Below are 18,814 nucleotides of genomic sequence, written 5' to 3' on the forward strand. Positions count from 1 at the left end.
CAAGAAGAACTTCTATTCTAAGTTATGTTTTATAAATTAAGAGATCTATTAAAAATAATTTAAAAAGGAATATCTTCATCTAATTCTAAAGGAGTATTTTTATCTTTTAGTTCATCAGATAAAGAAGATTCTTCTATATCACAATTATATTGCTCAGTATTATCCTGCGTATTCTTCCAATTACTTTTATTAGTAACACTTAGTGGTGTAATAGTACTGTTTACTTGACGATTTCCGAGCATTTGCATAGTACCATTTGACCCTACTACTATTTCAGTAGTATACCGATCTTTTCCATTTTGATCTTGCCATTTACGTGTACGAAGTTGACCTTCAATGTAAACTTGAGAACCTTTACGTAAATATTCACTAGCTACTTCAGCTAGTTTTCCAAATAATACAATACGATGCCATTCTGTATTATCTTTCTTTTCCCCAGTTTTTTTATCACGCCAAGTTTCTGATGTAGCTAAGTTAATATTAACAACTAAATTACCATTTTGCATATAACGTACTTCAGGATCTTGACCTAGATTTCCAATAAGCATTACTTTATTAATTCCTCTATTAGCCATATTAATATCTCCTCATGTTTATTATATTAAGAAAAAATTATTTGATAAAATCAATTCATAAGTAACATATTAGATATGTTATTCCTAATAAATACTTAATCACAATAAACATCCGATTCAATATAAATTCGCATTATGACATACAATTAATATCCTGTATATTAGGAATATCTAATATTTCATTTTCAAAAATTGATTTTATATTCAGATAGATCGATATATGCTACCTTATAAAGGTTATAATATATTAATTCCACGAATACTAGATTGATGTTTCAAAAAAACTATACAACCTAGACCTATAATTAAATTACCTATAATAGTAGCATAAAAAAATTAATAAATGAAAATGTATAAATAATATGTTTAGATCAATAATGAAATTAATACTAAAGTAAAAAATCTCTTAAGAGTAAATTCCCATCCCATATTGCTTATGGCTAAGTCATAAAATTGTCAATTAATGATAAGAAAAGTACGACTATAACAGAGAAACGTAACTAATCAGAAAAGCTAAACCATCCGTATTTCCAGTGAGAGCTCCTGTTTGTTTCAACATTATTATGCCGAAAGGTATGAGAAAACTGGTTACTAGTATTGTAAGTATAGCATCTAAAGATGAATTGATGTTTTAGCTATATATAAAATATGTATACCGATATGAGTAACTTTATTTATGTATGGCTTTATTATCTTAATAATTCATCAGTATATTGTGGGGGACCGGCATAATTGTCAAAACGAGACCATTTTCCATTAAATGTAAGACGTACAGTTCCTATAGGACCATTACGTTGCTTACCTATTATAATTTCGGCTATTCCTTTTAAATCACTGTGCTCATGATAAACTTCATCACGATAAATAAACATGATTAAATCAGCATCTTGTTCAAGAGAACCTGATTCTCTTAAATCGGAATTTACCGGACGTTTTTCTGCTCTTTGTTCTACCGAACGATTCAATTGAGAAAGAGCTACTACAGGTACATCAAGTTCTTTAGCCAAAGCTTTTAAAGAACGTGAAATTTCTGCTATTTCTAATGTGCGATTATCTGATAGAGATGGAACGCGCATTAACTGTAAATAATCAATCATAATCATACTAATACCTTCCTTTTCACGGAAGATGCGACGTGTTCTTGAACGAACTTCAGTAGGAGTTAAATTAGAAGAATCATCTATGTAAATATTTTGTTTTTCTAAAAGAACACCCATTGCACTAGAAATACGTGCCCAATCTTCATTATTAAGTTGACCAGTACGAATGCGAGTTTGATCTACTCTTGATAATGATGCTAGCATACGCATCATTAGTTGCTCACTAGACATTTCTAAACTAAAAATTATTACTGGTTTTTCATATAATATAGAAATATTTTCACATAAATTCATAGCAAAAGTAGTTTTTCCCATAGAAGGACGAGAAGCTATAATTATTAGTTCAGATTTTTGCAAACCTGCTGTTTTTTTATTGATATCATGGTATCCGGTATCAATCCCGGTTATTCCTCTATTATTATTTTTAAATAGTGATTCAATTTGTGAAACTGTTTGTTCTAATATTTTTCCTATATTTTTAGGTCCTTCATTTTTTTTTATCCTTTGTTCTGCAATCTGAAAAATTTTTGATTCAGCAAAATCAAGTAATTCTTGGCTACTGCGACCTTGAGTATCATAACCAGCATTAGAAATTTGATTAGCTGCACTAATCATTTCTCTTATCACTGAATATTCACGAACAATATCAGTATAAGCACTTATATTAGCTGTACTAGGAGTATTTTTTGCTAATTCTGCTAAATAGGCAAAACCACCAGCTAATTCAAGCTTATTACTATTTTCTAGGTGTTCTGAAAGAGTAATGAGATCTATAGGTTTTCCTATCATTAAAAGCTTATGCATTGCAGAAAAAATTAAACGATGAGGACGTGTAAAAAAATCTGTTTCTACTATGTGATCAGATACTTTATCCCATAGATAGTTGTCCAGCATTAAGCTACCTAAAATAGATTGTTCCGCTTCTAAAGAATGAGGTGGTATCTTAATATCTTCTAGCTTAGTATTACGGATGTTATTAAATTTATTGTTAGACATTAATGAAATATATTAAATATAACGTTATTATTTTAATAGTAAGTATCCTTATTATTGTATAGCCTATAATGTTTCTAGGAGCTGCAATATATTAGTACCTATTATACAGAGTTTTTTATTAGGGGCAAATTTAAAATTAGTATCAAATCTTTCAATTAAAAGATTTATATAAGTACATAAATTAAACCAACTAAATATTATTTAAGAGATTAATTTCAAATTATAATTATTATAAAAATAACTTCATAAGTGAATTGTGCATAAACTATAAGTTTATAACATTTTAATTAAGATTAATTTGCTATAATAAAATATACTCATTATATCAATTAATTTGTTAATTAAATATCTACTATTTAATTTTTAAAATGAGAGCTTCATGAAAAATATCAATCCTACTCAAACTGCCTCTTGGCACTTATTAAAAGAACACTTTAAAGAAATGAAAAACGTAACGATAACTGAGCTTTTTTCAAAAGATCCTGATCGTTTTAAAAATTTTTCTTTAATATTTAATAATGAGATATTATTAGATTTTTCAAAAAATAGGATTACAGAAAAAACTTTAGATATAATGCAAAATTTAGCTCAGGAAGCAGATATAGTAGGTGCAATTAAAGAAATGTTTTCTGGTAAAAAAATTAATCTTACTGAAGATAGAGCCGTATTACATATAGCATTAAGAAATCGTAGTAATCATCCCATTATAGTGGATGGTAAAAATATAATGTTAGATGTAAATCAGGTATTAGATAAAATAAAAAAATTTTCTAATAAAATTATTAGTGGTGAATGGAAAGGGTATACAGGAAAGTCAATTACTGATGTAGTAAATATTGGAATAGGAGGTTCAGATTTAGGACCATTAATGATTACAGAAGCTTTGCGACCTTATAGAAATCATCTTAATATACATTTTGTATCTAATATTGATGGAACTCATCTCAGTGAGACATTAAAAAATGTTAATGCAGAAACTACATTATTCTTAATAGCTTCAAAAAACTTTAATACTGAAGAAACTATGACAAATGCTCATAGTGCACAAAAATGGTTTCTTAAAACTGCTTCTGATAAAAATCAGATAGCAAAACATTTTATTGCCTTATCTGCTAATGTTCAAGCGGTAAATGAATTTGGAATAGATCCTAATAACAGGTTTGAAATTTGGAATTGGGTAGGAGGTCGTTATTCACTTTGGTCAGCTATTGGTTTATCCATTGTTCTCTCTATTGGATTTAATAATTTTGAACAACTACTAAATGGTGCTCATGCAATGGATGAACATTTTGCTACCACTAATATAAAAAAAAATTTACCAGTTATAATGGCATTGATCAGTATTTGGTATAACAATTTTTTTGAAACTGAAACAGAAGGAATTTTCCCCTATGATCAATATATGCATAAATTTGCTGCATATTTACAACAAGGTAATATGGAGTCAAATGGTAAGTGTGTAGATCGTAACGGACATGCAGTTAATTATCAAACCGGTCCTATTATTTGGGGAGAACCAGGAACTAATGGCCAACATGCTTTTTATCAGTTACTACATCAAGGCACTAAGCTAGTTCCTTGTGACTTTATAGCACCTGTTATAAGTCATAATATGCTGTATGATCATCACCAAAAATTGCTAGCCAATTTCTTTGCCCAGACTGAAGCGTTAGCTTTTGGTACTTCAGACTATATGAATAAGGAAGCAAATAACTTATTTAAGATTTCTGATAGAGATACATATTTATCAATTTTTAAAAAATGTGAAGGTAATCGGCCAACTAATTCTATTTTAATACGTAAAATAACCCCATTTAACTTGGGGGCACTTGTGGCTATGTATGAACATAAGATTTTTACACAAGGTGTTATACTCAACATATTTAGCTTTGATCAATGGGGTGTAGAATTAGGTAAAAAATTAGCTAATTCTATTTTCCTAGAATTAACTAATAACAAAATAATTAAAAATCATGATAGTTCAACTAACGGATTAATTTCTTTTTATAAAGATTGGAGTTTCACTTGAAATAATCTAAAAATATAAATTTCTCTATTTACCTTTGCTAATAACATTAATAATTATAGATGTACTTCATCTAAATCATATGGTGTAATTTGATAAACATAATAATTTAACCAATTAGAAAATAACATATTTCCGTGACTACGCCAAGTTACATAAGGAGTAAGTTGTGGATCATCATTAGGAAAATAATTTACGGGTATAGATGTTTTTAATCCAGCTATATTATCTCGATAGTATTCATTTTTAAGCGTCATTGCATCATATTCTGGATGACCAGTAACAAAAACTAGACGTTTATCTCTACTTGCTATCAAATAAGCTCCTGTAATTTCTGATTCAGCTAATAATTCTAAATCAGTAGAATTAAAAATTCTATGAGAAGGAAACTCCGCATAGCGCGAATGTGGTACAAGAAAATTATCATCAAAACCACGCGTTAAAGGTGTGTATGAAGAATGTACAAGATGATGTTCATAAACTCCGAATAGCTTGTTTTTTCTGGTTTCTTTAGGTAATTTATAAAAAATATTAAGAGCTGCTTGTACTGCCCAACAAATAAACAAAGTGGAAGTAATATGTTCTTTTGCCCATTCTATAATATACTTAATTTGTTGCCAATAAGCTATATTATTAAAATCTAATAAGCCTAATGGAGCTCCTGTAACAATCATACCATCAAATTGCTGATACTGAATATCTTCAAAAGTACAATAGAAACTATTGAGATGATGCATAGAAGTATGGCGAGATTCACGTTTATCAACACGTAATAATTGAATATCTATTTGTAAAGATGAATTAGATAGTAATCGTAATATTTGGGTTTCAGTATCAATTTTTTTTGGCATGAGATTTAATAACAGTATTCTTAAGGGACGGATTTCATACATATTAGAATGTGAATAAGTCATAATGAATATTTTTTCTTTACGTAAAAATTGAACTGCCGGTAATTCATCTGAAATCCTAATTGGCATACTTATTCTCATTGATTTAAAATATTTATAACAAGTAGTAATTGATGTAGTATCAAATTATATTTATAGTCTATTAACAAGCTAAAAAACATCCTCCTAGATTTTTTCTATTTATATTAGTACTTATTATACATACGTAAGTATTCTCAAAAATGAGAATAAATATTCATAGCTGTAATGAACTTTGCAAGGGAAGAAAATTCTAGATCAGATTTTTCTGATCAACTAATTAAGTTTCAATAGTATACTTATTTACATAAAAGATATTTATATAAATAAAATTATTGTCAGTATTTAAGTTTTGTTATTTTTTTATAGAAGTTTTACTATAGTAATAAGAAAAAAATAACCCTATTTCAAATAAGAAATATATAGGAACCGCTAATAAAATTTGCGAGAAAATATCTGGAGGTGTAAGAAGCATACTAATTATAAAACTACCTAAAAAGATATAAGGACGATTTTTTATTAAGGTTTGTCTTGTAATAATACCACTACAACATATTAAAATAATTATAATTGGTATTTCAAAAGCTATCCCAAAAGCCATGAAAACCACTATTACAAAATTCAAATAATGAGTAATATCTGTTGCTATTCTAACATCGTGGGGAATAGTATGAGAAAAGAAATTAAACATTAAGGGAAAAATAATAAAATAAGCAAAAATAATACCTATGTAAAAAAGTAATACACTAAAAAATAACATAGGTACTACTAACTTGCGTTCATGAATGTAAAGTCCAGGTTCAATAAACTTCCATATTTGATAAAATATTACCGGCATTGCTAGAAATACTGAAACTGTAATTGTTAATTTAATTGGAGTAATAAAAGGTGATGCTACTTCAGTAGCTATCATATTAGCACCTACTGGCATCTGCTTTATCAATGGAGCAGCAACTAATTGATAAATATTGTTGGAAAAATATACTAAAGATAAAAATATAATAAATATTGTATATATACAATTCAATAAGCGTTTACGTAATTCAATTAAATGACTAATCAGTGGTTCAGTATCTTCAATACACATAATTAAAATTAATCTTTTAAAGAAGAAATATAATTTTTAATTATTACATTATCAGTATTTTATGGCCATTATACGGAGATATTCTTGACTATTTTTTATATCAATAGTATTATATCTTTATGATATTAAGATATTTCTAGTCTGAAAGTAATATTTACCTACATACATATTATGTATTTATATTATTCTATAGGGGTTTTTATTTCAGATGAATTTTTTGTATTGTCTTTTAATCCTTGCAATTTAAGTTCTTTTGTGAGTTCATTATTGAGTTTTGTTTTTATATATCGAAAAGTATTAATCCAACGTACTAAAATATTTACTATTTTAGGTAGACGTTGTGGGCCGCAAACAATAAGCCCGATAACGAAGATCAATATTAGCTCACTAAAATTAATATCAAACACAAATATATACCTACCAAATTTATTTTAATGTTTATCCATTTGAAATATGAACTAATATTTTAGATCCTTATCTTGATCTTCTTTTGTTTCTTCATCATTAATAGCTTTTTTAAATCCACGAATAGCGGTTCCTAAATCTGTACCTAAGTTGCTTAATTTATTACTTCCAAATAAAAGCACTATAATAGCTGCTATAATGAGCAATTGTCCAACACCTATTTCCCCCATTAAATTACCTCTTATTTTTTAGTAATAATTTACACATTATATTAGATAACAATCTCTTAATTATCACCTCTCCCTACTAGATATATTTTAATAATCATAGATTTGATCTGCATATATGCAAAATAATTAATATTACGATATTTTATCGCGCAAATTTTTAGCTGCTTTAACCATATTAGTTAATGCAAGATATGTTTCCTGCCAACTACGAGTTTTTAATCCACAATCTGGGTTGACCCATAATCTAATAATAGGAATATATTTTGATGCTTTTTCAAGTAATTCTTCTATCCATTTAATACTAGGGATATTAGGAGAATGAATATCATAAACTCCTGGACCTATTTCATTAGGATAGGAAAAATTTTTGAATGAATCTAAAATGTCCATACCAGAACGTGATGTTTCAATAGTTATAACATCTGCATCCAATGCTGCTATAGAATCTATAATATCATTAAATTCACAGTAACACATATGTGTATGAATTTGAGTTGAATCTTGTACTACAGATGCAGTCAGACGGAAAGCATTAACAGCCCATTCTAAATAGATATTCCATTTAGATCTATGTAAAGGTAACCCTTCTCGTAATGCAGGTTCATCTATTTGAATAATATTAATACCAGCTTTTTCTAAATCTAATACTTCATCGCGAAGAGCTAATGCAATTTGCTTAACTATATCTTCATGTTGTAAATCTTCACGGGGAAATGACCAACAAAAAATAGTTACCGGACCAGTTAACATACCTTTAACAGGTTTATTGGTAAGTGACTGTGCATATTTAGCCCAATCTACAGTAATTTGCTTAGGACGACTTATATCGCCAATAATAATTGGTGGTTTAACATATCGAGACCCATAACTTTGTACCCAACCATGCTGAGTAAAAACAAATCCTTCTAAATTTTCCCCAAAATATTCTACCATATCATTACGTTCTGCTTCACCATGAACAAGCACATCTAATCCTAATTTTTCTTGTTCTGAAATAGCATTTTTAATATGTTTGGATATTTCAAAATAATATTTATCTTTAGTAATTCTTCCTTTGTTAAAATCTAAACGTAATTTACGAATTTCTACTGTTTGTGGAAAAGAACCAATAGTAGTTGTCGGCAATAATGGTAAGTTTAGTTTATCATGTTGTGCTTTTGATCGTTGTGGATAAGGATTGTTACGATTAATATCTTCTAGAGTAATTGTAGATAGACGCTGATTAACGGCAGAATTATGAACACGAGTAGAATGCACCCGTGAATGTATTCCTTTACTCCAATCTTCTAATATGGAAGGATCATTTGTATTGATGGCTTTAGTCAATAATCCCAATTCTACACATTTTTGTATAGCAAAAGATAACCAGCTTTTTATTTCATTATCTAATTTAGTTTCTGCATTCAGATCGATAGGAGTATGTAATAACGAACAAGACGAACCAATCCAAACAGCATTTCGTTCTTTGAGTAATTGTTTAATTTTATTAAACCATTGCTTCAATTCAGTCCGCCAAACATTCCGACCATTAATAATACCTAGAGACAATAGCCAAGAAGATGGTATTTTTTTGTTTATTAGTTCAAGATTATAATTACCATGTATTAAATCTATATGTAATCCATCAACTGGAAGATCTTTTACAAAGTTAATATTGTGCTCTATACTCTCAAAATAAGTAGTCAGTAATATATTTATATTTTGCTGTAAAGCTGAATAAGCATATTTAAAAGCACTCATCCAATTTGTAGGTAATTCTAATGCCAAGATAGGCTCATCTATTTGTATCCATTTTATCTGGCGTTTAACCAACTCATTTAAAATATTTTTATATACGGGTAATATATTATTTAATAATGAAAGTCGATCAAAATCACTGTTCTTAACTTTACCTAACCAAAGGTAGGTAAGAGGTCCTAATAAAATAGGTTTTATTTTATAGCCTAACTCTAATGCTTCATCTACTTCATCTAATAATTGTATCCAAGTAAGTTTAAATCTTTGATTTTTATAAAACTCTGGAACTATGTAATGATAGTTTGTATTAAACCATTTAGTCATTTCTGCTGCAGGTGCAGGTTTTCCGGTAGGTGCACATCCACGACCTATGCGAAATAAAGTATCGATATTAACAGAACCATCTTGATCTTGATGACGCAGTGGTATATTACCTAATAATAAACTTGTAGTTAATACATGATCATACCAAGCAAAATCTCCTACCGGTAATAAATCTATACCAGCTTCTTTTTGCTGTTGCCAGTGACGCTGACGTAGAATTTTCCCTGTAGTTAATAATTCCTCTTGCGTACAATTACCAGACCAATATTTTTCTTGCGCTATCTTCAATTCTCTGCGTAATCCAATGCGCGGAAATCCTAGGGTATGGTTCAAAATAGTCATGAAGTATTCTCCGGAGATTCTGGTTCATTAATACTATTTCATAGGTTATTTTTTAAAGCAACCATAATTTATATATTTTAAAATAGTGTATTAATTTACTAAATTACTATATCATAAATATATCTTTTTAAGATCACTGAGTTTTAATAGGACACTTATAAAGAATATTTTTTATCAAAAACAATATATTCACATAAGTTAGCAAAAAATATGCATTTTTAGGCAAATAAGTTACGACTTTGTCATTGATCTTAATAATTTGCTCATGATGATGAAATATCATCTCACATAAAAAATGATTTATTAAATATCAATAAATATTAATTTTGTAGAAAAATTTGACGCAATGTATAAGGTACCGCGTCTTCATTATTGCTTCCAATAACTTCTAGCTCTGGTAAAAATTTTTTCAGTCGAGGATGTGCATTTGCCATGATACATCCTTTTCCTACTATACTAAGCATCTCTTTATCATTCATACCATCACCAAAAGCTATGCATTTTTTTAGGGAGATATTTAATATTCTTGCGACGTTTTTCAAAGCATGTCCTTTAGATACACCTCCAGCCATAACTTCTAAGCATAGTGGTGATGACAAACTTACATTAACACGATTTGTCCAACGTTTTTCAATTACATGTTCCATTTTTAAAAGATGATCAGGATCATTACCGGTAAAAAATACTTTACTGATACCATCTGTTGGTAACCATTTGGATTCTACTAATTGATAGTTAAATAGTTTTGGTTTAACAAAAGAATGCTTCTTCGACATACTATTTCCGTCGATAAACCATTTATGATCATCATAAACATGCATTAATATATCTTTATTATATTCAAGTGTGTATAAGTCACGTACAATATCTTTATCCAAATTTTTACTAAACATTAATATTCCTTCTGCATTATGTATTCTCGCTCCATTTGATGTAATCATATAACCTTGGATTCCGATCCTATTACGCATTTGTATTACATCAATGTGGTGTCGTCCTGTAGCAAAAACAAAGTTAATTCGTTTTGCAATTAATTTAAGAGTATCACATGCAAAAGATGTTATAGTATGATTAGGAGAAAGCAACGTGCCATCTAGATCTGATGCAATAATGTGGTACATTCAAACCTCTGACCAAGAACTTATATTTTAAAGATATGAAATATCTGCAATTATCATATCATTTTATTGCCACTATATAATTAACAAACCTGTAGTTCCATATAATGAATATATGCTACATGAGTATTTAATACTGTGTACTATTAGCTAGAATAAATTAAAAATCATTTATTATAACCATTTTCTTCGTTTAAAATATATATAAGGTGTAAATCCAACTACTATCATTGCACAAATAACTGCAAGAAAACCGTATTTCCATGAGAATTCAGGTATAATATCCTTAAAATTCATACCATAAATTGAAGCAATTAGTGTTGGTGGCAAAAAAACTACTGACAGTACGGAAAATATTTTTATAATGCGATTTTGTTCAATATTAATTAATCCCATTGCTGATTGTATTAAAAAGTTCACTTTTTGAAAAACAGATTCGTTATGGGATGACAGAGATGTAACATCCCGTGCAAATTTTTTTGCCTTTATTAATTCATTGTCTTGTAATTTTTGGTTACCTATCAAAAAATTCAAGGTCCGTTGGGTCTCCATTAAACACGATGTAATTTTCCCGGCTATTTGTTCTACTTCTGATAAAGAATAAAGCCAAGTGAAATTTTTTTCAGACATTGTACTTTTCATAATGAAATTTGCGACACGTTCTAAAATAAGATACAAATTCTCAATTTCACTATTAATTTGTTCAATTTTTATCTCAAATAAATCCAGTAAAATTTCAAATGGATTTGCATTTGCCATTTTTTTATTGCTAGCGTGCATAGTATATAAACTAAAAACAGGTAATTCACGGTCTCTTAATGTATAAAGACGACCATCACGAATAGTGAACTCTACATTTGTATTACCAAATTCATTTAATTTTTCTGTTTTTTTTATATAAAAAAATAAAGATTTTATATGTAATCCATCTAAATCTTCAAAATAACGCACAGAAATATCAGGATTCTCTGATATATTTTCCTGAGAGGTGACTAAAACTTGACCGAAACTATTATTAATGAGCTGAAGTTCATCATCTTTTGGTGAGATTAAATCAATCCATATGGCTGAAAATAAATTTGCTGACTCGATTGGGTTAATGCTAGTCAAGCGGCTATTATTTACATTAAAGATCCTTAGCATAACAATAACTCCTTATAAAGTATTCAAGAATATTGCATTAATAATAACATTATTATAATACTGTGTTTAATGATTTAATATATAAACATTCTATTTACATTAAAATTAACAGATGTAATAATTCTATTATAACAAGATAGTATCTATTACCATAAATATAAATATAGTTCACAAAATTTAAAAAATTTTTTTGTTAAACATAATAATTTTATTTATTATTTACTAACAACAGTTGATACGGTGGCTCTTAAGATTAGTTTTTTAGTTAAAAATAGTACTTTACTCAATTTAGTATAAAAAACATTTATATTCTATACTTAGAATATTTCTATATCTACTGATTAAAACTAATTATATGAAATAATTTTTTTAATACATTCTTGAGGTAATTCTTTGATAAAACGCGATTGTAAATTATAAGCTATTTTACCATATATGCGTCGCATAATGGAATAAGTTAAAACTAAATTTTCCTTAGCACGTGTGATACCTACATAAGCAAGACGACGTTCTTCTTCTAATTTTACTGATTTATTTAAAGATGCAGGACTAGGAAATAAACCTTCTTCCATACCTATCATGAAGACCTGTTTAAATTCTAATCCTTTAGATGCATGTATAGTCATTAATTGCACTGCATCTCTTGAGCTTACTCCTTGTTCTTTAGTCATTTCTAACATAGTCTGAGAAAGAAAATCCTGTAATATTAAATTATTATTAATATTGCCAAATTGTCTAGTAGCATTTACAAGTTCTTTGAGATTTTCAATTCTTCCTTCTGCTTTTTCTCCTGTTTCTTCTTTATACATGCACCAAAGACCAGAATCTTTAATAACTTTATCTACCTGTATATGTAAAGGCATGTTAATAGTTTTTTTTTCCAGTATTTTAATAAGCTCGCAAAAACTTTTTATTGATGATGCTGCACGAGTTGACAATTTATTTTCCTGTAATAATTTATTAGCTGCTTGCCAAAGAGTTAATTGATAAGAGCGCGCTATTTCACGAATCAAATTCAGGGTGCTTATACCTATACCTCTAGATGGTGTATTTATCACTCGTTCAAAAGCAGTATCATCATTATTATTCAATATTAAACGTAAATATGCTAGAACATCTTTAATTTCTTGCCGCTCAAAAAAGCGAAGACCACCGTAAATAGTATAACTTATACTATTTTGTAATAGTACTTCTTCTAATAAACGTGATTGTGCATTACTGCGGTAAAGAATAGCGCAATCTATTAATGAATTTCCCTTTGCTTGCCAAGATTTAATATAGTTCATTACAAATCGTGACTCATCAAATTCATCCAATGCACAATATAAAGATATTAGATTTCCATCTTGACTGTTTGTCCATAATTTTTTTCCTAACCGATCATGATTATTTTTAATAAGAGCATTAGCTACTTTAATAATATTTTTAGTTGAACGATAATTTTGTTCTAAACGAATAGTTTTTGAGTCAGAAAAATCTTTTAAAAACCGCTGCATATTTGTTACTTCTGCTCCACGCCAAGCATAAATAGATTGATCATCATCCCCTACAGTAAGGATTCTACTTGATTTTCCAGCAAGGAGGCGAATCCAAGAATATTGTACACGATTGGTATCTTGAAATTCATCTATAAAAATATTGTTAAAGCGTTCATGATAAATTTTAAGAATATGTGGTTTTTTAAGCCATAATTCATAAGCACGTAATAGCAATTCACAAAAATCAACTAGTCCAGAACGATTACAAGTATCATCATATATTTTATATATCTTTAGCAAATTTGATTCAGCATAATTATTCGAAATTTCTATGTTATCTGGACGTAAACCATTATCTTTTTTATGTTTAATATATCGTAAAATATTACGAATGGTATACTTTTTTTCATCTAAATCTAGAGCTTTAATTAAGCGTTTAATTAAACGTATTTGATCTTCATTATCAATAATTTGAAAATCTTTCGGCAAGTGAGCATCAACATAATGAAATCGTAATAATTTATGTGCTATATGATGAAATGTGCCTATCCACATACCATCTTTATCACAATTTATACTCATTAACTGTTCTATACGAGCACGCATTTCTATAGCTGCTTTATTAGTAAATGTTACTGCTATTATTGAACAAGGTGAGCATTTTTGTTCAGATAATAACCAGGCAATACGGTGAACTAAAACACGTGTTTTTCCACTGCCTGCCCCTGCTAAAATCAGTAAATGATTGGATGAAGATTGTACCGCTTTACGTTGTTCATTATTTAAATTCATTAACAAGTCAACTTTTCTCATAAGTTTTATTAAAATTATATAAATTAATAAATCCATCATAAACATAGGTTGCTGAACCCGTCATAAATAACGGATGTCCTATGCCATTCCAACTAATATATACTATACCACCATTTAGAGTAACACGTACTTTTTTCATCAGTAGGCCTTGTTGAATGCCTGAAGCTACAGCAGCACAAGCACCACTGCCACAAGCTTGAGTTTCTCCTACACCACGTTCATAAACACGTAGACGAATAGATTCAGGATTTACTATTTCCATAAATCCTACATTAACATGTTCTGGAAAAAGAGGATGACTTTCTAATATTGATCCAATAATTTCTACTGCTGTAGTCTTAACGTTTTTCACTTGAATAACACAATGAGGATTACCTATAGATACGACACTAAAAATAATATTATTATTTTGTAATAGTATATTATATCTATTGTTTGGTGTTTTTTTTGCTAAAAACGGTATTTGATTAGGATCAAAAAGAGGTTCTCCCATATTTACACGTATCCAATTATCTTCTTTAATATTTAGTAGGATACGATTATTTTTGGTACTCACACAAATATCGCTTTTTTCTGTTAATCCTTTCAATCTGACAAATAATGCAAAACAACGTGCTCCATTACCACATTGTTCTACCTCAACACCATTAGCGTTAAAAATCCGATAATTAAAATCTATAGATGGATTGCATGTAGGTTCTACAATTAATAATTGATCAAAACCAATTCCCTTATGACGATTAGATAATTTCTTGATAAGATCAGCAGACAAGGAAACTTTTTGCGTCACAGCATCTATAACCATAAAATCATTACCGAGACCGTGCATTTTAGAAAATTTCATTCATGCTTCCTTAAAATAAAATTTTAGATATTAATTTTATGCCTAATTTTTAATTAATACATTTCACAAATATATTTATTTACTTAGCTATATGTTATCAGGTATAAAATGCTAAATTTTATTTCATTGTTGTAAAAAGAAAAAATATCAATTAGTAATTTTTTATTATATTTTATTCTATAAAATATGATAATTTTTACTATGAAAAATAAATTTAAAATTGCTACCAGAAAAAGTCCTTTAGCGTTATGGCAGGCTAAATATATACAAAACTGTTTAGCCAGTGCTTATTCTAATATTCATATCGAATTACTACCAATAGTAACTAAAGGAGATATACTTATTGAGCATCCTCTAACACAGCTCGGAGGTAAAAGTTTATTTGTTAAAGAACTTGAATTAGCTATAATAGAACAACGTGCTGATTTAGCGGTGCATTCTATGAAAGATGTACCATTATATTTTCCTCCAGGACTGGGTTTAGTTAGTATTTGTAAACGCGAAAATCCACATGATGCCTTTGTATCCAATTTATATAGTTCTATTAATACACTACCTTATGGTGCAATAGTAGGAACCTCAAGTCTACGTCGTCAATGTCAATTAATGTCATATCGTTCTGATTTAGTTATTAAACCACTGCGTGGTAATATAGATACTAGATTATCTAAATTAGATAATGGAGAATATGATGCTATTATTCTTGCTTATGCTGGATTAAAACGCCTAGGATTAGATCATAGAGTACAATTAATATTGTCATCTGATATTTTTTTACCTGCGGTTGGTCAAGGTGCAATAGGTATTGAATGTCAGCTCAACAATAAGAGATTAATCGAATTACTAAAAATAATTCATCACGACGATACTGCTATTTGTATAAAAGCAGAAAGAGCCTTAAATACTCGTTTAGGCGGAACATGTCAGGTACCTATAGGTAGTTTCGCTATATTAGAAGGTGACCAAATTTGGCTTCGCAGTAAAATAGGCCTGCCAGATGGTACCAATATGGTAAGTGCAGAACGTCGAGGACATAAAAAATTAGCTGAGCAAATAGGAACTTTATTAGCAGAAGAAATGTTAGATCTAGGAGCATATGATATTCTACAAAAGATACGTAAAGGAAATACATAAATGAATATTTTAGTCACCCGTCCTAACCCGGCTGCTACTGAGCTAGTTGTACTTTTACGTAAATACGGAATAAAAGCATGGAGTTTTCCATTAATTTATTTTGTTCCAGGTAGAGAATTAAATCTTCTACCAAATAAAATATTATCTATTAAACCTAGAGATATGATTTTTGTGCTTTCTAAAAGAGCCATCATATATGCTGACCATTATTTGAAAAAAACAAAAACAACTTGGCCATCTAATGTAGAATATTATTCTATCGGTCGTGCTAGTGCACAAATATTACAACAAATAACTGGAAAATGTGTTAAATATCCTCGAAATCAAGAAACAAGTGATGCACTAATCAACATACCATCTTTACAAGAAATTAAAAATAAAAGAACGTTGATTTTATCTGGTAATGGAGGACGTCAACTACTTGCAAATACATTACGTGATCGTGGTAGTAATGTTAGCTTTTGTGAGTGTTATCAACGATATAACAATGTATATTCAAGTATAATTGAATGTAACAGGTGGAAAAATTATGGTATTAATACTATTGTCGTGACTAGTTGTGAAATGTTAAAACAACTTTTTTCACTATTTTATATAGTCGATGTTAATAAATGGTTACTACAGTGTAGAATCTTGGTAGTTAGTAATCGTTTAGCTAATTTAGCTTACCAATTAGGATGGGAAAATATTGAAATATGTGATAATGCTACTAATCAAGCGCTATTAAATAAATTAATACACTTGTATAATAAATAAATTACTTTTTCGGCGAGAGAGGATTTGAACCTCCGACCTACTGGTCCCAAACCAGTTGCGCTACCAAACTGCGCTACTCGCCGCCGACTGATAATATTCACTACTAATGCGAAGAGAGGGAATTGAACCCTCACGTCTTACGTCTTAAGACACTAACACCTGAAGCTAGCGCGTCTGCCGATTCCGCCATCTTCGCTTACTCATCAAATGGGGTGGCTAATGGGAATTGAACCCATGACAACTGGAATCACAATCCAGAGCTCTACCAACTGAGCTATAGCCACCATTATTAAATAATGCACCCGACAGGATTTGAACCTGAGACCTTTACCTCCGGAGGGTATTGCTCTATCCAACTGAGCTACGGGTGCACTTGATACAGATAAAAATCTGTATTTATGTTACCTTTTTCCAGAGGATTTGTCTAGTAGCTTATAAACAAGATTTTACTTCTTGCAAGTATGTAAAGTATCATTAATTAGTATATATTAATAATAAACTTGTTTATATTTATGAATGTTTCATCATATGAAAAAATTCATCATTAGTTTTAGTTATTGATAATTTGTTAAGAAGAAACTCTATCGCCTCCATTTCACTCATTGGATGAATAATTTTACGCAATATCCACATTTTCTGCAACTCTGGTATAGAAGTTAAAAGCTCTTCTCTACGTGTACCAGAACGATTATAGTCGATAGCAGGAAAAATCCTTCTTTCAGCAATTTTACGAGAAAGATGTAATTCCATATTACCAGTACCTTTAAATTCTTCATAAATCACTTCGTCCATTTTGGAACCAGTATCAATTAAAGCAGTAGCTATAATTGTAAGACTGCCGCCCTCTTCTACATTTCGAGCTGCACCAAAAAATCTCTTTGGTCGATGTAATGCGTTAGCATCTACTCCTCCAGTCAATACTTTGCCAGATGACGGTACTACAGTATTATACGCTCTGGCTAAACGTGTAATTGAATCAAGTAGAATTACCACATCTTTTTTATGTTCTACTAAACGTTTAGCCTTTTCAATAACCATTTCAGCTACTTGAATATGACGAGATGCCGGTTCATCAAAAGTTGAAGCAATAACCGCATCTTTTACTAAACGTTGCATTTCTGTAACTTCTTCTGGTCGTTCATCAATCAATAGTACAATGGTAACACAATCTGGATGATTACATGTAATACTTTGAGCTATATTTTGTAATAAAACAGTTTTACCAGCTTTTGGAGGAGCAACAATTAAACTACGCTGACCGCATCCAATTGGTGAAGCAAGATCCAAAACCCTAGCAGTTAGGTCTTCTGTAGATCCATTACCTCGTTCCATACGTAAACGTTTATTTGCATGTAAAGGAGTGAGATTTTCAAAAAGTATTTTACTACGAGTATTTTCCGGTTTATCAAAATTAATTTCATTTACTTTTAGAAGTGCGAAATAACGCTCTCCTTCTTTGGGTGGTCTAATTTTACCAGCAATAGTATCTCCAGTCCGTAAACTGAAACGACGAATTTGACTAGGAGAAACATAAATATCATCAGGACCGGCAAGGTAGGAACTATCTGCTGATCGTAGAAAACCAAATCCATCTTGTAGTATTTCTAGTACACCATCACCAAATATATCTTCACCACTCTTGGCATGTTGTTTTAATATTGCAAAGATTATATCTTGTTTACGTAATCTGGCTAGATTTTCTAGTCCGTTTTTTTCGCCGATAATAATTAACTCTGAAACCGGCATATTTTTTAATTCGGTAAGATTCATAGGATGG

The 18,814-nt window shown here is 29.6% G+C and carries 14 protein-coding genes, 4 tRNA genes and 1 pseudogene; 3 read left to right on the forward strand and 16 right to left on the reverse strand.

Features of this window, described 5'->3' with window-relative positions:
- Nucleotides 1–59: 59 nt before the first annotated feature.
- Both ssb and dnaB read right to left on the reverse strand, forming a co-directional pair.
- Entirely contained in the window at nt 60–575 is a 516-nt protein-coding gene (ssb, locus tag ICMP_RS03060; RefSeq protein WP_041069864.1) for a single-stranded DNA-binding protein, read from the reverse strand.
- 689 nt (nt 576–1,264) lie between these two features.
- Nucleotides 1,265–2,671, reverse strand: coding sequence for a replicative DNA helicase (gene dnaB / locus ICMP_RS03065; RefSeq protein ID WP_041069867.1), 1,407 nt, complete (start codon nt 2,669–2,671; stop codon nt 1,265–1,267).
- Nucleotides 2,672–3,050: 379 nt separating this feature from the next.
- Between dnaB and pgi the strand changes: the two genes are divergently transcribed.
- Nucleotides 3,051–4,700, forward strand: coding sequence for a glucose-6-phosphate isomerase (gene pgi, locus ICMP_RS03070; RefSeq protein WP_041069870.1), 1,650 nt, complete (start codon nt 3,051–3,053; stop codon nt 4,698–4,700).
- 53 nt (nt 4,701–4,753) lie between these two features.
- Here pgi and metA read toward each other — a convergent pair whose 3' ends face one another.
- From metA to dapF, 9 genes and pseudogenes are all read right to left on the reverse strand, one after another.
- On the reverse strand, nt 4,754–5,677 hold the full coding sequence (metA, locus tag ICMP_RS03075; RefSeq protein ID WP_041069873.1) for a homoserine O-acetyltransferase MetA: 924 nt from the start codon (nt 5,675–5,677) through the stop codon (nt 4,754–4,756).
- A 304-nt stretch (nt 5,678–5,981) separates the two neighbouring features.
- On the reverse strand, nt 5,982–6,713 hold the full coding sequence (gene tatC / locus ICMP_RS03080) for a twin-arginine translocase subunit TatC (RefSeq protein WP_041069875.1): 732 nt from the start codon (nt 6,711–6,713) through the stop codon (nt 5,982–5,984).
- A gap of 182 nt (nt 6,714–6,895) precedes the next feature.
- On the reverse strand, nt 6,896–7,120 hold the full coding sequence (gene tatB / locus ICMP_RS03085) for a Sec-independent protein translocase protein TatB (protein WP_052456842.1): 225 nt from the start codon (nt 7,118–7,120) through the stop codon (nt 6,896–6,898).
- A gap of 51 nt (nt 7,121–7,171) precedes the next feature.
- The gene (gene tatA / locus ICMP_RS03365; RefSeq protein ID WP_069888626.1) at nt 7,172–7,348 is read right to left on the reverse strand and encodes a twin-arginine translocase TatA/TatE family subunit; all 177 of its coding nucleotides are present in this window, start codon (nt 7,346–7,348) and stop codon (nt 7,172–7,174) included.
- A 132-nt stretch (nt 7,349–7,480) separates the two neighbouring features.
- Nucleotides 7,481–9,751 carry a 5-methyltetrahydropteroyltriglutamate--homocysteine S-methyltransferase gene (gene metE, locus ICMP_RS03090; protein ID WP_041069878.1) on the reverse strand — a complete coding sequence of 757 codons (2,271 nt, stop codon included), beginning with the start codon at nt 9,749–9,751 and terminating at the stop codon, nt 7,481–7,483.
- A 320-nt stretch (nt 9,752–10,071) separates the two neighbouring features.
- Nucleotides 10,072–10,872 carry a sugar/pyridoxal phosphate phosphatase YigL gene (yigL, locus tag ICMP_RS03095; RefSeq protein ID WP_041069881.1) on the reverse strand — a complete coding sequence of 267 codons (801 nt, stop codon included), beginning with the start codon at nt 10,870–10,872 and terminating at the stop codon, nt 10,072–10,074.
- A gap of 171 nt (nt 10,873–11,043) precedes the next feature.
- Nucleotides 11,044–12,012, reverse strand: coding sequence for a magnesium/cobalt transporter CorA (gene corA, locus ICMP_RS03100; protein ID WP_041069884.1), 969 nt, complete (start codon nt 12,010–12,012; stop codon nt 11,044–11,046).
- A gap of 362 nt (nt 12,013–12,374) precedes the next feature.
- A pseudogene (uvrD, locus tag ICMP_RS03105) lies at nt 12,375–14,303 on the reverse strand (DNA helicase II); the annotation flags it as partial.
- Nucleotides 14,290–15,147 carry a diaminopimelate epimerase gene (gene dapF, locus ICMP_RS03110; protein ID WP_041069888.1) on the reverse strand — a complete coding sequence of 286 codons (858 nt, stop codon included), beginning with the start codon at nt 15,145–15,147 and terminating at the stop codon, nt 14,290–14,292. The gene dapF and the pseudogene uvrD, both read right to left, overlap by 14 nt.
- 201 nt (nt 15,148–15,348) lie before the next feature.
- Between dapF and hemC the strand changes: the two genes are divergently transcribed.
- The gene (gene hemC / locus ICMP_RS03115) at nt 15,349–16,281 is read left to right on the forward strand and encodes a hydroxymethylbilane synthase (RefSeq protein ID WP_041069891.1); all 933 of its coding nucleotides are present in this window, start codon (nt 15,349–15,351) and stop codon (nt 16,279–16,281) included.
- Nucleotides 16,282–17,037, forward strand: coding sequence for a uroporphyrinogen-III synthase (locus ICMP_RS03120; protein ID WP_041069894.1), 756 nt, complete (start codon nt 16,282–16,284; stop codon nt 17,035–17,037).
- Nucleotides 17,038–17,046: 9 nt separating this feature from the next.
- Here the strand turns inward: ICMP_RS03120 and ICMP_RS03125 are convergent.
- From ICMP_RS03125 to rho, 5 genes are all read right to left on the reverse strand, one after another.
- Nucleotides 17,047–17,120: transfer RNA gene (locus ICMP_RS03125), tRNA-Pro, on the reverse strand.
- 24 nt (nt 17,121–17,144) lie between these two features.
- Nucleotides 17,145–17,233: transfer RNA gene (locus tag ICMP_RS03130), tRNA-Leu, on the reverse strand.
- 12 nt (nt 17,234–17,245) lie between these two features.
- Nucleotides 17,246–17,321, reverse strand: a tRNA-His gene (locus ICMP_RS03135).
- 13 nt (nt 17,322–17,334) lie between these two features.
- A tRNA-Arg gene (locus tag ICMP_RS03140) sits at nt 17,335–17,408 on the reverse strand.
- Between the two features lie 139 nt (nt 17,409–17,547).
- Entirely contained in the window at nt 17,548–18,807 is a 1,260-nt protein-coding gene (gene rho / locus ICMP_RS03145; protein ID WP_041069896.1) for a transcription termination factor Rho, read from the reverse strand.
- Between the last annotated feature and the right edge of the window lie 7 nt (nt 18,808–18,814).

This window comes from Candidatus Ishikawaella capsulata Mpkobe (assembly GCF_000828515.1).
In the GTDB taxonomy this organism is placed as follows: Bacteria; Pseudomonadota; Gammaproteobacteria; order Enterobacterales; family Enterobacteriaceae; genus Ishikawella; species Ishikawella capsulata.